Annotated in this window: 11 protein-coding genes; 7 read left to right on the plus strand and 4 right to left on the minus strand. The window is 65.7% G+C overall.

Annotated elements, in window-relative coordinates:
• Positions 1-172 precede the first annotated feature (172 nt).
• Together ACK4S9_RS05935 and ACK4S9_RS05940 are read right to left on the minus strand one after the other, a co-directional pair.
• Positions 173-3,730, minus strand: a complete 3,558-nt coding sequence (locus ACK4S9_RS05935) for an indolepyruvate ferredoxin oxidoreductase family protein (protein WP_409722808.1) — start codon at positions 3,728-3,730, stop codon at positions 173-175.
• 152 nt (positions 3,731-3,882) lie between these two features.
• Positions 3,883-4,818 (minus strand): LysR substrate-binding domain-containing protein, encoded by a 936-nt coding sequence (locus ACK4S9_RS05940; protein ID WP_409722810.1) that lies wholly within the window; start codon positions 4,816-4,818, stop codon positions 3,883-3,885.
• A 109-nt stretch (positions 4,819-4,927) separates the two neighbouring features.
• On the opposite strand from ACK4S9_RS05940, the gene ACK4S9_RS05945 reads away from it, so the two are divergent.
• Positions 4,928-6,154, plus strand: coding sequence for an HD-GYP domain-containing protein (locus ACK4S9_RS05945; RefSeq protein ID WP_409722813.1), 1,227 nt, complete (start codon positions 4,928-4,930; stop codon positions 6,152-6,154).
• Positions 6,155-6,161: 7 nt separating this feature from the next.
• On the opposite strand, the gene ACK4S9_RS05950 is transcribed toward ACK4S9_RS05945, so the two are convergent.
• Positions 6,162-6,902 (minus strand): SDR family oxidoreductase, encoded by a 741-nt coding sequence (locus ACK4S9_RS05950; protein WP_409722816.1) that lies wholly within the window; start codon positions 6,900-6,902, stop codon positions 6,162-6,164.
• A 71-nt stretch (positions 6,903-6,973) separates the two neighbouring features.
• Here ACK4S9_RS05950 and ACK4S9_RS05955 point away from each other — a divergent pair, with 71 nt between their 5' ends.
• The gene (locus ACK4S9_RS05955) at positions 6,974-7,579 is read left to right on the plus strand and encodes a 2-hydroxychromene-2-carboxylate isomerase (protein WP_409722818.1); all 606 of its coding nucleotides are present in this window, start codon (positions 6,974-6,976) and stop codon (positions 7,577-7,579) included.
• Here the strand turns inward: ACK4S9_RS05955 and ACK4S9_RS05960 are convergent.
• A complete protein-coding gene (locus tag ACK4S9_RS05960; RefSeq protein WP_409722820.1) occupies positions 7,576-8,610 on the minus strand; it encodes a GGDEF domain-containing protein in 1,035 nt (344 codons plus the stop codon). The two genes, ACK4S9_RS05955 and ACK4S9_RS05960, sit on opposite strands and share 4 nt — an antisense overlap.
• 370 nt (positions 8,611-8,980) lie before the next feature.
• Between ACK4S9_RS05960 and ACK4S9_RS05965 the strand changes: the two genes are divergently transcribed.
• From ACK4S9_RS05965 to ACK4S9_RS05985, 5 genes are all read left to right on the plus strand, one after another.
• Positions 8,981-9,163, plus strand: a complete 183-nt coding sequence (locus tag ACK4S9_RS05965) for a Flp family type IVb pilin (RefSeq protein ID WP_409722823.1) — start codon at positions 8,981-8,983, stop codon at positions 9,161-9,163.
• A gap of 61 nt (positions 9,164-9,224) precedes the next feature.
• Positions 9,225-9,746 carry a prepilin peptidase gene (locus ACK4S9_RS05970; RefSeq protein ID WP_409722826.1) on the plus strand — a complete coding sequence of 174 codons (522 nt, stop codon included), beginning with the start codon at positions 9,225-9,227 and terminating at the stop codon, positions 9,744-9,746.
• Positions 9,747-9,859: 113 nt separating this feature from the next.
• Positions 9,860-11,251 carry an ATP-binding protein gene (locus tag ACK4S9_RS05975; protein WP_409722829.1) on the plus strand — a complete coding sequence of 464 codons (1,392 nt, stop codon included), beginning with the start codon at positions 9,860-9,862 and terminating at the stop codon, positions 11,249-11,251.
• Positions 11,248-12,105, plus strand: coding sequence for a Flp pilus assembly protein CpaB (gene cpaB / locus ACK4S9_RS05980; RefSeq protein ID WP_409722832.1), 858 nt, complete (start codon positions 11,248-11,250; stop codon positions 12,103-12,105). Before ACK4S9_RS05975 ends, cpaB begins: the two co-directional genes overlap by 4 nt.
• A 24-nt stretch (positions 12,106-12,129) precedes the next feature.
• Positions 12,130-13,731, plus strand: coding sequence for a type II and III secretion system protein family protein (locus ACK4S9_RS05985; RefSeq protein WP_409722835.1), 1,602 nt, complete (start codon positions 12,130-12,132; stop codon positions 13,729-13,731).
• The last annotated feature ends 7 nt before the right edge of the window (positions 13,732-13,738 follow it).

Here is a 13,738-nt window from a genome sequence, read left to right on the forward strand (position 1 = left end):
GTACGGTATATGACGTTAACGTTAACGTCAAGAAGGCTACGTGCCGATGAACGTCATTCCCGCGAAGGCGGGAATCCCAGTTTGTTGCGTGCCAATGAAACTGTTGCGACTGGCGGCTGGAAAATGGGTCCCCGCCTGCGCGGGGACGACGTTGTTTCATTGCGCTTCTTGATTAAGCAGCGCGGCGTTTGACGTTGCCGGCCAGCAGCTCAGCCTTGCGAGCACGGAACTCGGCCACGGCCTTTTCCTTCACGTGGCCGAAGCCGCGGATCTGTTCCGGCAGCGAGGCCAGTTCGATCGCTTCCATATAATTCGAAGCGTCGAGCTTGGCGATCAGCGCCTCCACCATCTCGCGGTATTCCACGATCAGGGCGCGCTCCATCTTGCGCTCCGCGGTCTTGCCGAAGACGTCGAAGGCACCGCCGCGCAGGCCCTTCATCTTCGCCAGCAGCTTGAAGGCGCCGAACATCCAGGAGCCGTACTGCGCCTTGACCATGTGGCCCTTGGCGTCCTTCTTCGCGAACATCGGCGGCGCCAGGTTGAACTTCAGGGAGAAGTCGCCTTCGAACTGGGTCTTGAGCTGCTCGACGAAACGGCCGTCGGTGTACAGGCGCGCCACTTCGTACTCGTCCTTGTAGGCCATCAGCTTGGCGTAGTTCTTCGCCACCGCCATCGACAGTTTGGTGCCCAGGCCCTGCGCCGATTCGCCCGCGCGCACGCGCTCGACCAGATCTTCGTACACCGCCGCATAGGCGGCGTCCTGGTAGCCGGTCAGGTGCTCGACGCGCTTCTTGATCACGCTGTCCAGGCTTTGCGGCATCTGGATCACGACGGTCTGGCTTGGCGTCGCCTGCTTCTCGACGCGCTTGAAGTCGACGGCGGCGCGGCGGCCCCACAGGAAGCTCATCTTGTTGGAAGCGACCGCCACACCGTTCAGTTCGATCGCGCGCAGTAGGGCGGCTTCCGACAGCGGGATGCGGCCCTTCTGCCAGGCGTAACCCATCAGGAACAAATTGGTCGCGATCGAATCGCCCATCAGCGCGGTGGCCAGCTTGGTGGCGTCGACGAAGTCGACACCCGATTCGCCGCCCACGGCTTCCAGGATCAGCGCGCGCACGTCACCCGAGGGGAACTCCCAGTCGCGCTGCTGGGCGAAGGTGCCGGTCGGCTGCTCGTGCAGGTTGACGATGGCCAGGGTGCGGCCCGGACGCATTTTGGACACCGCATCGGCGGCGCCGGTGGTGAGAATGTCGCAACCCAGGATCAGGTCCGCTTCGCCGGTGGCGATGCGCTGGGCGCGCAGGCGGTCCGGGGTAGCCGCGATCTTCACGTGCGAGGTCACCGAGCCGTTCTTCTGGCTCATGCCGGTCATGTCCAGCACCGAGGCGCCCTTGCCCTCGAGGTGGGCGGCCATGCCCATCAGGGCGCCGACGGTGATGACGCCGGTGCCGCCGATGCCGTTGATCAGGATGTTGTACGGATGCTCGACGCTCGGCAGCGACGGCTCCGGCAGGGTGCCCCAGCCGTCTTCGCTACCGCTTTTCGACACGCCCGTCTTGCTCTTCTTGAGCGCGCCGCCTTCGACGGTCACGAAGCTCGGGCAGAAGCCTTTCGCGCACGAGTAATCCTTGTTGCACGAGGACTGGTCGATCTGGCGCTTGCGGCCGAATTCCGTCTCCTTCGGCAGGATCGAGACGCAGTTCGACTGGATGCCGCAGTCGCCGCAGCCTTCGCACACCGCTTCGTTGATGACCATGCGCTGGTTCGGGTCGGGGAACTCGCCTTTCTTGCGGCGGCGGCGCTTCTCGGCGGCGCAGGTCTGGTCGTAGATGATGACCGTGACGCCCGGCAGTTCGCGCAGTTCGCGCTGGACGTCGTCCATCTGCTTGCGGTCGTGCAGGGTGACCAGGGCCGGCAGGTTGGAACGGTCGGCGTAGCGCGACAGGTCTTCGGTGACGAGCGCGATGCGCTTCACGCCCTCGGCCGCCATTTGCTGGGCGATCATCGGTACCGAGGTCTGGCCGTCCACCGGCTGGCCGCCGGTCATCGCGACCGCGTCGTTGTACAGGATTTTATAAGTGATGTTGACCTTGGCCGACACCGCCGCGCGGATCGCCAGGTAGCCCGAGTGGAAATAGGTGCCGTCGCCCAGGTTCTGGAACACGTGCGGCACCTTGGAGAACGCGGCCTGGCCGATCCAGGGCGTGCCTTCGCCGCCCATGTGGGTGGTCAGCTTGTTCATCTCCGGGTAGATCGAGGTCGCCATCACGTGGCAGCCGATGCCGGCCAGCGCGAAGGAGCCGTCCGGCACCTTGGTCGAGGTATTGTGCGGGCAGCCGGAGCAATAGAAGGCCGGGCGGAAGGGCGTGGTGATCGCCTTGGCAAGCACGGCATCCTTGGCTTCGAGGAAGGACAGGCGCGCGCGGATCAAATCGCGGGTAGTGTCGTCGGAGACCAGGCGCGCGATGCGGCCGGCGATCACGCGCGCCACCTGCGCCACCGAGAAGTCGGCTTTCGGCGGCAGCAGCCAGTCGCCGCGCGGCGCCACCCATTCGCCCTTGTCGTCGAACTTGCCGACGATGTGCGGGCGCACGTCGTCGCGCCAGTTGTACAGCTGTTCCTTGAGCTGGTACTCGACGACCTGGCGCTTCTCTTCGACCACCAGGATCTCTTCCAGCCCTTGCGCGAATTCGCGCACGCCTTCCGGCTCCAGCGGCCAGATCATCGCCACCTTGTACAGGCGCAGGCCGACCTTCTCGGCCATCGCTTCGTCGATGCCCAGTTCTTCCAGCGCTTCCAGCACGTCCAGGTAGGACTTGCCCGAGGCGATGATGCCGAGTTTTGCGTTCGGGCTATCGATGGTGGTGCGGTTCAGCTTGTTTTCTCTAGCGTAGGCCAGGGCCGCGTAGATCTTGTAGTCCTGCATCAGCGCTTCCTGGGCGCGCGCCTGCTGGCCCAGCGGAACGGAGGACAGCTTGGTATTCAGGCCGCCTTCCGGCATCACGAAGTCTTTCGGGTACTTGACCTCGACGCGGAAAGGATTGGCGTCCACCGAGGCGCTCGATTCGACCGTGTCGGCCAGCGCCTTGAAGGCCACCGCGCAGCCCGAGTAGCGCGACATGGCCCAGCCGTGCACGCCCAGGTCCAGGTATTCCTGCACGTTGCAGGGGTAGAGCACCGGGATCATGCAGGCCGAGAAGATATGGTCGGACTGGTGCGGCAAGGTCGAGGAGTAGGCGCCATGGTCGTCGCCTGCCACCAGCAGCACGCCGCCGTGCTTGGCGGTGCCGGCATGGTTCATGTGTTTGAACACGTCGCCGCAGCGGTCGACGCCCGGGCCCTTGCCGTACCACATGGCGAATACGCCGTCGTACTTGGCCGGGCCGATCAGGTCGACGGTCTGGGTGCCCCAAACGGCGGTGGCGGCCAGGTCTTCGTTCACGCCCGGGACGAACTGCACATTGTTCGCTTCCAGGTGGCCCTTGGCCTTCCACAGGGTCTCGTCGAGGCCGCCGAGCGGCGAACCGCGGTAGCCGGACACGAAGCCGGCGGTATTCAGGCCGGCGGCGGCGTCGCGCTCGCGCTGCATCATCGGCAGGCGCACCAGGGCCTGGATCCCGGACAGGAAGATGTTGCCGGTCTTGGCGGTGTACTTGTCGTCGAGGGTGACGGTAGTGAGGCGGGACGAATAGTCCGGCGCCACGGCCTGTGGCGTGACGGTATCTGGCATGCGGGTCTCCATTGTGTGGGTCGGGCTCTTGCGCCGTCCGCCGGGTAGGCGAGGGCGCTTTTTGACCGCGTGGAGTGTAGGGACTTAGGCCAGCCAGGGCCAATAGGGAATCCGGATGGGGGTATAAGAAAAACTGATGACTGTTATAAACGTCAGGCCGGGACCAGCCTTGCACCCGGCCAGGCGCCTTGCGCGCACAGGTCTTCGGTCACTTCGCGTACCAGCTTCCCGATCGCCGCCGCCGCATTGGTGAGCGGGATGTTACGCGAGGCGCACAAGGTCACGTGGCGCGTCACCGCCGGTTCGCCGACCGGCCAGGCAGCCATCGCAGCCCGCTCGATGTCGGCCAGCAGCGGCGCGACCGGCAGTAGGGTAGCGCCCAGGTCGGCCAGCAGGGCCGAGCGCAGGATGGCGATCGAATTGATCTCGAGGATGGTGCCCAGCGCCAGGCCGGCGCCCTGCGCCGCTTGTTCGACCAGCGGCCGCACGCCGTGCTGGCGGGCCGGCAGGATCAGGGGGCTGGCCAGGGCTTCACGCAAGCTCAGCCTGGTCGCCGCGGGTGCGAAATGCGAGCCGGCCCGGCAGATGAACATCAGGTCTTCCTCGACCAGCGCCGTCGCGGTGAAATGCCCGGCCGCGACCTGGTCGAACAGCACCGCCAGGTTCAGGCGACCCGACTTGAGCTGCTCAGTGAGGCTGCCCGAGATCTCCTCGGTCAGCTGCAGGGTGATTTCCGGGTAGCGGGCGCGGGTGGCCTTCAGCAGCGGCAGGGCCAACGCGCCCGAGATGCTGTGCGGTAGGCCGAGCGACACGCTGCCCGAAGGCCGCGTGGTCGACTGGACCACCGCCGAACGGGCATCGGCCACCTGCTTGAGGATGGCCTGCGCGTGCTCGTAGAAAATCTTGCCGGCGTCGGTGCTGACGACGCCATGGGCCGAACGGTGCAGCAGCTGCGCGCCCAGCTCCTCTTCGAGCTGGCGCAGCTGCTGCGTCAAGGCCGGCTGCGCCACGTGCAGGACCAGCGCGGCACGCGACAGCGAGCCGTGGTCGACGATGGCGACGAAATACCGGAGTTGACGAAATTCCATCTCTTAAGGATGTATCTGGTAAGCAACAAAAAATGATTAGGTGTAACGAAATTGTTATACTGCACCGCGGCCGACGGGCGCCGACATTATTACAGAGCAGAGTAGGGACATGTTAAAAAAGGTCGATGCTTCACAGTTGAAGGTCGGGATGTTCATCCACGATCTCGATTGCGGCTGGATGGACCATCCGTTCGTGCGTAACCGTTTCGTGCTGACGACCGAAGACGAAATCTTCAAAATCCGCAATGCGCGGATCCGCGGCGTCGTCATCGATTGCAGCAAGGGTCTGGACGTGGACGATGCGCCGACCCTGGCGCAGGCCGAGGCCGCCACGGAAGCGGAGGTGACCGCCATCGCGACCAAGCCGCTGATCGTCACCCGGGTCTCGCTGGGCGAAGAACTTGCCCGTGCCGCCAACATCCGCAAGCAGGCCGCGGGCCTGGTGCGCACCGTGATGGCCGACGCCCGTCTCGGCAAGGCCGTCGAGCTGGACAAGGTGGGGCCGGTCGTGGAGAGCGTGACCGAATCGATCCTGCGCAACTCCGGCGCGCTGCTCGGCCTCCTGCGCATCAAGAACAAGGACGACTATACCTTCCTGCATTCGGTCAGCGTGTGCGCGCTGCTGGTCGCGTTCTGCCGTTCGCGCAAGATGGACGAGGACACGATCTACCAGGCCGGCCTGGGCGGACTGCTGCACGACACCGGCAAGGCGCTGGTGCCGGACACCATCCTGAACAAGCAGGGCCGCCTGACCGACGAGGAATTCGACATCATCAAGCGCCACCCGCGCGACGGCTACGAGATCCTGGTCAAGACCCCCGAGATCGGCGCGATCCCGCTCGACATCACGCTGCACCACCACGAGCGGCGCGACGGCAGCGGCTACCCGGACAAGCAGGCCGAAGGCGGTATCAGCGAACTGGCGCAGATGGCGGCGATCGTCGACGTCTACGACGCCATCACCTCCGACCGCTGCTACCACAAGGGCATGCCGGCGGCCGAAGCGCTGCGCAAGATCTATGAGTGGAGCAAGTTCCACTTCAACCCGACGCTGGCCCAGGAGTTCATGCGTTGCGTCGGCATCTACCCGGTCGGCACCCTGGTGCTGCTCGAATCCGGCCGCCTGGGCGTGGTGATCGAGCCGCACGAAACCAGCCTGCTCACGCCGAAGGTGAACGTGTTCTTCAGCACCAAGAGCCAAGGCTACATCAAGCCGCAGACCCTCGACCTGTCCAAGCCGCTCGGCTTCGGCGGCGGCGACAAGATCCTGCGCCACGAGTCGGCCGAAAAGTGGAACGTCAATCCGCTGCGCTTCATGCACATCGCCGAGTCCTGAGCGCCGCCTACAACCCGCCCGCGCAGCGCAGCGTCGTCCCGGTGACGTAGGACGCGGCGGGCGACAGCATCCACAGCACCGCTTCCGCGATCTCGTCGGGCGTGGCCAGGCGCCCCATCGGGATGGCCGGCGCCACCCGCTCGGGCCGGCCCGGCTCGCCCGCCGCCGCATGGATGCCGGTCAGCGTCGAACCGGGGGCCACCGCGCACACGCGGATGCCTTCTCCCGCCATCTCGCGCGCCAGTCCCAGCGTGAAGGTCTCGACCGCCGCCTTGCTGGCGGCGTAGTGCACATATTCATGCGCGCTGCCGGTGCTGGCCGCGATCGAGGACAGGTTGACGATTACCCCGTGTGTGCCATGGCGCCGGAAGGCGTCGATCGCGGCGCGGCAGCAGTGCATGGTGCCGTACACGTTGGTGCGGAATACCGCCTCGACGGTGGCGGGATCGGTCTCCATGAAGCGCGCGATGCGCCCCGTGATGCCGGCATTATTGACCAGCGCGGCCGGCGCTCCGAGTTGCTGCTCGACCTGCGCGAACAGGCGCGCCACCTCCGCTTCGAGCGCGACGTCGGCCTGGATCGCGGCGGCCTGCCCGCCATCGGCGCGGATCGCCGCCACCAGCGCCTGCGCCGCCGCTTCGTCATGGCGATAGTTGACCGCCACCGCATGGCCCTTGCCGGCGGCCTGCCTGGCGATGGCGGCGCCGATGCCGCGGCCGGCGCCCGTCACGATCAGTACCTTGCTCATCCCGACACTCCTGTTGTGGCGGCAGGCGACTGCCTGCATACTCTTGACACACTATACCAAGCGAGGAAGGCATGCACCCACCCATCGAATGCTGGTTCGAGTTCGGCAGCAACTACAGCTACTTGTCGACCATGCGTATCGAGGCGCTCGCCCGTGCCGCCTGCGTGCCGCTGCACTGGAAGCCCTTCCTGCTCGGCCCCATCTTCCGCGAACTGGGATGGCAAAGCTCGCCCTTCGCCGAGCAGAAGGAGAAGGGCGAGTACGTCTGGCGCGACATGGTGCGCCGGGCCGCGAAGTACGGCATTCCTTTCACGCGGCCTTCAAGCTTCCCGCGCCGGGCGCTGCTGCCGATGCGGGTCGCGCTGCTCGGCGCGCAGCAAGCCTGGATGGGCGAATACTGCCGCCGCATCATGCTGCGCAACTGGGCCGAGGATGCCGACATCGACGACGCCGGCGCCGTGCTGGCGGCGCTGGAGGGGCTGGTCCCGGATCCGGCCGCGATCCTGCGCGAGGCGCAAGGGGAGACCAACAAGGCGGCGCTGCGCGCGCAGACCGAGGCCGCGCGCCGGCTCGGCATCTTCGGCGCGCCGAGCTTCATCGTGCAGGGAGAGTTGTTCTGGGGCGACGATCGCCTCGAAGACGCGCTGGCGTTCGCGCAGAGCCGGCAGGCGCCCTAGAAAAATTCGGCGGTGTCGTTGGCGGTGATGGTCTGGAGCAGGCCGTTCGCCACCAGCTCCTCGTAGTGGCAGGCGCGGTTGCGGCCATTGGCCTTGGCGAAATACAGGGCCTGGTCCGCGTGGCCCAGCGTTACCACCGGAGAATCGGTGGCGCTGATGCTGGTGAAACCGACGCTCACCGTGACCCGGCCTACCTGCGGGAACACGTGGGTCTCCACGTTGGTGCGGAAGCGGTCGATGATCTTGCGGGCATTCTCCAGCGTGGTCGAGCGCAGCAGCACCACGAACTCTTCGCCGCCGAAGCGGAACACCCGGTCCTGCGAACGGAACGAGGACTGCAGCAGGTTCGCGACCAGGATCAGCACTTCGTCGCCGTACAGGTGGCCGAAGCGGTCGTTCACCATCTTGAAATGGTCGACGTCGACCACGGCCAGCCACTGCTTTTCCTCGGCCCCGTGCTGGCGCCGCTCCGGCAGGCCCGGCACCAGGGGTTCGGTGTCGCCGCTGTGCAGCATGCGCGCCAACTGGTCGTCGAAAGTCTTGCGATTCAACAGTCCGGTGAGCGAGTCGCGCTCGCTGTAATCGAGCAGGTTCTGGAAATTGCGGTAAACGCTGACGATTCCACTGATCGTGTGGATCGATTCGGCAGTGAAACCCTGTTCGTGCACGATTTCGAGGCAGGTATCGGCCTTGTCGCCGAACCAGATCGGCAGCCACAGGCGGCGCAGGCCGTCCCTGCCCAGGCCTTCGGCACGCGAGTCATGGTGCTCGAGGCAGTGCGCCAACTCGGGAAAGGCGGCGAGCGGCTCGCCCGGACTGCCGTCGAGCTGCTCTTCCGGGCAGGCGACGCCGCCGGCGCGAATGCAGGCCCGCGCGCGCACGAATTTCTGGCCACACACCGTCGCGACGCCCAGGACCCGGGTCTGCAGCGCGCCCGACAGTTCCTGCACCGCCGAAATCACGGAGATGTCGAGCATCGTGTGATCGCGGTGGCCAGTCATGTCCACCATGTGTCGCAGCAGGGAATCCATGTCGGTTTTTTCAGAAACGCAGAGAAACTGAGTCACGCAAGAGCACGGCCGGGTCGGTATACGGGCTGCCGCTTTTCTAGGCGGGCAAGAGGGACAGCATAATGTGTTTTTGTATTGTAGGCAACTATTCTTAACAATATTTATCTTTTAACGCCTGAAGACGCATGAGGGGCATATTTTTTGTGCAGAAGCAAGTCTGCTCGGAAACACAGCTTTCCACACGGCAAGTTTGCCGATCATCAACTTGCCGTGCGGCACTATTCGGTACAGTGAACTCACTGACAGACGCAGTCGAAAGCAGCACAAGACGGGGCCCCGTCTGTCAGTAAGACCTTGCAGTAGTCCTCTCAACCATCATAAGGAGTTCATCATGAACACCATTACCTCCGCCATCAAAACCTTCATTGCTGATGAAGATGGTGTGACGGCCATCGAGTACGGCCTGCTGGCAGCGCTGGTCGGCGTTGCGATTGTAGCGGGAGCCACCGCCCTGGGCGGTGGCCTCGACGAGCTGTTCACTGATATTTCCGACAAGCTCAAGTCCTTCGCATAATCGCCGGCGCCCCCCGGGACCACTCGGTCCTGGGGGTTTTTCTGTCCTTGGGGAGCCGATCATGCCCGTCGCACCCTATCTCGACACGTTTCTGTTGTTGCTGGTTGCCGCCGCCGCAATCAACGATCTGGCAAGCCGGCGTATCCCGAACCTGCTGCTGTTGACAGGCCTGGCGGGAGCATTGCTTCTTCATGCATTGTCGCCGCGACCTGGCGAAGCGCTGCTGGCCTGTTTTGCCGGCACCGCCGTCGGGCTGCTGCTATTTCTTCCCTTTTACCTCGTCCGTGGGATGGCTGCCGGCGATGTAAAGATGATGGCGACGGTGGGCGCGTTCACCGGCCCTGCCGCTGTCTTGCACATCGCAGTGCTTGCGTGGTGCGTCGGCGGGGTGATGGCCCTTGCCGTCATCCTGTTCCGGGGCCGGATCCGACTGGCGCTGGAAGGACTGCGGGACGCCGTGTCGCAGCTTGCCTTGCGGCGTTCGGCGATGCATGCGAAGACGCAGGCAAGCGCTGGTTCGATCCCCTATGGCGTGGCAATCGCAGCCGCCACGATCTACGTCCTCGCAAGCCGTTACGTCTGATATTTCTGCCAAGTCTGCTTCCTTGCCGGAGGTCAAATGGAGAGGGGAGGACGATGGCTAGAATCAATTTAACAAATGTAAGAAATATCCGCACCTCATCAGGAGGTTTCCTTATGGAAGTGTTTTCAGCACCAAGGCCAGTCGCTCATTCCGATGAGCTACTGGCGGGTGCAGCTGGCAGTGGCGGGGGAGAGGTGGAGCTTGTTCCCATCCTGCCGCGCCAGCCGCGCACCGTGCGCGATACGGGCCTCGAACCACGCTTGTTGAGCGCGCTGCTCGTCAAGACCATGCACGCCAGTGGCAAGACGCCGCTGTCCCTGCTCACCGGGCGCTTGCGCCTGTCGGTCAGTGTGGTGCGCGAAGTGTTGCAGGGACTGGTGGCCGAGCAGCTGGCCGAGGTGGCCTGGTCGGGCGAATCCGACCTCGACGTGCATTACCAACTGACCGGGTTCGGTCAGCGTGCCGCCGCCGAACACCTGGCCGAGTCGCGCTACGTTGGTCCGGCGCCGGTGGCACTCGACGCCTATCGCACCCTTGTCGGGCAGCAGTCGTCGCGCCGTCCCGATGCCGTTCGCGTCACGTCGCCCCAGTTGCAGGCCGCGCTGGCAGAGGATGGCATCGAGACCCCGGTGAACGAACTGATCGGCGCCGCGCTGCACTCGAACCGGCCGCTGATGCTGTATGGTCCTTCGGGCAGCGGAAAGACGACGCTGGCGCGCAGGTTCGCCCGCCTGCGCCAGGAGCCGGTGGCGATTCCCTATGCGGTACTGGTCAACCACGAAATCGTCCAGGTGTACGATCCGGCGCTGCATCCGGCGCCGCTCCAGCTCCGCGGCCTTGAGGATCGGCGCAGCTGCGACGCACGGTGGGCGCTGTGCCAGCGTCCGCTCGTGCATGTCGGAGCCGAACTGGCGCGCGACATGCTGGAACTGCGCATCGATGCCGCCCGCGGCGTTCTGTGCGCGCCACCGCACCTGTTGGCCAACAACGGCCTGCTGGTGCTCGATGACATCGGCCGCCAGCGGGTACCGGCCTCCGAGGTGCTGCACCGCTGGTTGGGCGCCCTCGAGAGCGGCACCGACCACGTCACAGTGCCCGGCGGGGCCAGCCATGCACTGCCGTTCGACGTGTCGTTGGTGCTGGTCACGAGCCTGGCGCCACAGGCGGTGCTGGACGAATTCTGCCTGCGTCGCGTGGGTTACCGGATCCCGATCGGTCCCTTGTCCGAAACGGGCTACCGCGCGCTGCTGTGGCGCCAATGCCGGCTGCGCGGCATCGAGCCCGAGGAAGGCGCGATCGACTACCTGATCAACGAACTGCACCGCCGCACCCGGCGCCCGTTGCTGGCAGCTTGGCCGCATGAGCTGCTGGGCCGGATTGCCGACTTCGCCGGGTTCGCCGGCCACGCGCCACGTTTCGACGTCGGCAGCGTGGGCCAGGCGTGGAGCAGCCTGTTCGGTTCTTGCGCGGCGCTCGAACCCGGTAACCTGGGAGATGTCCGATGAAAAACAAGCGTGCCGTGATCGTGATGACGCTCGCGATCCTTTTCGGCGTGGCGGCCGTCCTGCTGGCTTCACGCTGGCTACTGACACAGCCGGCCAAGCGTGCCGACCGCATCGTGGTGGCCGGGGCCGACATCAGCATCGGCCAGCGCCTGACGCCCGAGATGCTCAAGCTGGTCGAATGGCCGGCCCACAGCGTGCCGAAAGGCGCGTTCGACGACCCCCAGAAGCTGGGTGGCCGGGTGCTCAAATCCAGCATCCTGATGGGCGAACCGCTGAGCGAGGCCAAGCTGGCGCCCGCCGGCACGGTAGGCGGCCTGTCGGCGCTGATTACCGAGGGCAAGCGCGCCATCACGGTCCGCGTCAACGACGTGATCGGCGTGGCCGGCTTCGCCCTGCCGGGCAACTATGTCGACATCATCGTCAGCACCGAGACCGAGGCGCAGGCGCAGGAGGGACGGCAACGCGAGCGGAGCATCTCCAAGATCGTACTGGAACGGATCCTGGTGCTGGCAGTGGCGCAGGAAGTCAACCGCGACGAAACCAAACCGAAGGTCGTGAACGCCGTCACGCTCGAAGTGACGCCCGAGCAGGCCGAAAAGCTCGACCTGGCGCGCAGCGTCGGCACCCTGTCGCTGGCGCTGCGCAACCAGGTCGACCCGGCTCCGGCCGAGACCCTGGGCGCTACCAAGGAGAACCTGCTGCCGGCTCAGGCTTCACCCGTGCGGCCGGTGGCGATGCCGGTGCGTGCACCACGGGTGCAGGCGCAGGCGCCGCGCCCGGCTCCAGCGGCGCCGCCGCGGCGCGACTGCATCAAGGTCATCAATGGCCTGCATGCTTCACAGGAATGCTTCTGACTTTATCGATCCGGGATGGATGCCATGAACAGACGCCTCAATCTTGCACGGTTTGCCGCTGGCCTGGCGCTGGCCGCCACCGCGCCCTCCCATGCCGCCGCCGTAGCTGCCAAGCCCGCCGCCGCTCCTGCCAAGCCAGCCGACAGTGCTGCCGCCAAGCCGGCCGCCGCAGCTGCCGCCAGGCAGCAGGAAGCGCGTTCCCAGCTCGCGATGGGCTGCAACGGCGAAGCCGCGCGCCCCGCTACGCTGTCGCTCAACATGGGCAAGTCCACCATGCTGCGCCTGCCTGAGAGGGTGCTCAACCGCAGCGTTGGCAACCCCGCCATCGTGCAAGCGATGCTGGTGTCGCCGGACACGCTGTACATTGCCGGCGTCGACGTCGGCAGCACCAACATGATCGTGCAGGGAAAGAGCGGCCTGTGCAGCGTAGTCGACATCGTGGTCTCGATGGACCCCGCCGCATTGCAGGCGACGCTGGCCGCAGCGATGCCCGAAGAAAAGGACATCAGGGTGCTGGCCGCCGCCGATTCGCTGGTGCTGACGGGTACCGTCAGTGACGCCGGCGCGATCACCCGCGCGGTCGAGCTGGCGTCTGCCTACGTGCGGCGTCCGCTGCGGCAGCTGCCATCGGCCGACAAGGCCAACGATACCGACGGCGTCATCCCGCTGGCCAACGACAACGGCGGCGGCACCAACACAGGCAGCGGCAGTGGCGCGGCCACGCGCGTGGTCAACCTGCTCAACGTCGGCGCCCCCCAGCAGGTGCAGCTGGAGGTCAAGGTCGCCGAGGTGTCGAAGACCCTGCTCGAGCGGCTCGAAACCAGCACCGCCTTCAACTTCAATCCCGGTAGCTGGACCGCTGTCCTGGCATCGAATTTCCTGAGCGGCAAGATGCAAAGCGGGATAGGCGGCGTGAAACCCAACGGCAATCGCCTGATCGCCGAGGCCGACAAGCAGGATGCCCTGGTGCGCGTGCTGGCCGAGCCGAACATACTGGCCATCAGCGGACAGGAGGGCACTTTCCTGGCCGGCGGCAAGTTCTATATCCCGGTTGCTCAGGACAACAACAGGGTTACGCTCGAGGAAAAGGAATTCGGCGTCGGCCTGCGCTTTACCCCCACCGTCCTGTCTGGCGGGCGCATCAACCTGAAGGTAGCGCCGGAAGTGTCGGAACTGTCGCGCGAGGGGATCGGCGTGTCGGCGCTCGGCCTTGCCGGCAACGCGATCCTGCCGGTCGTGACCACGCGCCGCGCCAGCACCACCGTGCAGCTGTATGACGGGCAGAGCTTCGCCATCGGGGGCCTGGTGAAGAACAACCTGGTGGCCAACCTGAAGGGCCTGCCGATGCTGGGCGAAGTCCCGGTGCTGGGTGCGCTGTTCCGCAGCACCGACTACCAGCAGGACCGTACTGAACTGGTGTTCGTGATCACGGCGCGGTTGGTCAAGCCGATCCCGGGCGCCGAGTACTCGCTGCCGACCGATAAGGTGGGCATTCCATCCCGCGGCGCGGTGCTGCTCGGCGGCCGCCTCGAGGGACCTGTCCCGACCACGACCACCGCTGCCGCATCCACGCCGCCGGCCGCGGCCCCCGCCGCGCAGACCGCTGGCGGTTTTGAACTCAAATAGGAGGTCA

The sequence above is a fragment of the Massilia sp. genome (assembly GCF_046293535.1).
Classification (GTDB): domain Bacteria; phylum Pseudomonadota; class Gammaproteobacteria; order Burkholderiales; family Burkholderiaceae_D; genus Telluria.

Bases quoted from the DNA above. Each gene is read 5' to 3' on its own strand.
- ACK4S9_RS05940 (WP_409722810.1), bottom strand. From the start codon at position 4,818: ATGGAATTTCGTCAACTCCGGTATTTCGTCGCCATCGTCGACCACGGC.
- cpaB (WP_409722832.1), top strand. From the start codon at position 11,248: ATGAAAAACAAGCGTGCCGTGATCGTGATGACGCTCGCGATCCTTTTC.
- ACK4S9_RS05970 (WP_409722826.1), top strand. From the start codon at position 9,225: ATGCCCGTCGCACCCTATCTCGACACGTTTCTGTTGTTGCTGGTTGCC.
- ACK4S9_RS05955 (WP_409722818.1), top strand. From the start codon at position 6,974: ATGCACCCACCCATCGAATGCTGGTTCGAGTTCGGCAGCAACTACAGC.
- ACK4S9_RS05960 (WP_409722820.1), bottom strand. From the start codon at position 8,610: ATGGATTCCCTGCTGCGACACATGGTGGACATGACTGGCCACCGCGAT.
- ACK4S9_RS05985 (WP_409722835.1), top strand. From the start codon at position 12,130: ATGAACAGACGCCTCAATCTTGCACGGTTTGCCGCTGGCCTGGCGCTG.
- ACK4S9_RS05975 (WP_409722829.1), top strand. From the start codon at position 9,860: ATGGAAGTGTTTTCAGCACCAAGGCCAGTCGCTCATTCCGATGAGCTA.
- ACK4S9_RS05945 (WP_409722813.1), top strand. From the start codon at position 4,928: ATGTTAAAAAAGGTCGATGCTTCACAGTTGAAGGTCGGGATGTTCATC.
- ACK4S9_RS05950 (WP_409722816.1), bottom strand. From the start codon at position 6,902: ATGAGCAAGGTACTGATCGTGACGGGCGCCGGCCGCGGCATCGGCGCC.
- ACK4S9_RS05935 (WP_409722808.1), bottom strand. From the start codon at position 3,730: ATGCCAGATACCGTCACGCCACAGGCCGTGGCGCCGGACTATTCGTCC.
- ACK4S9_RS05965 (WP_409722823.1), top strand. From the start codon at position 8,981: ATGAACACCATTACCTCCGCCATCAAAACCTTCATTGCTGATGAAGAT.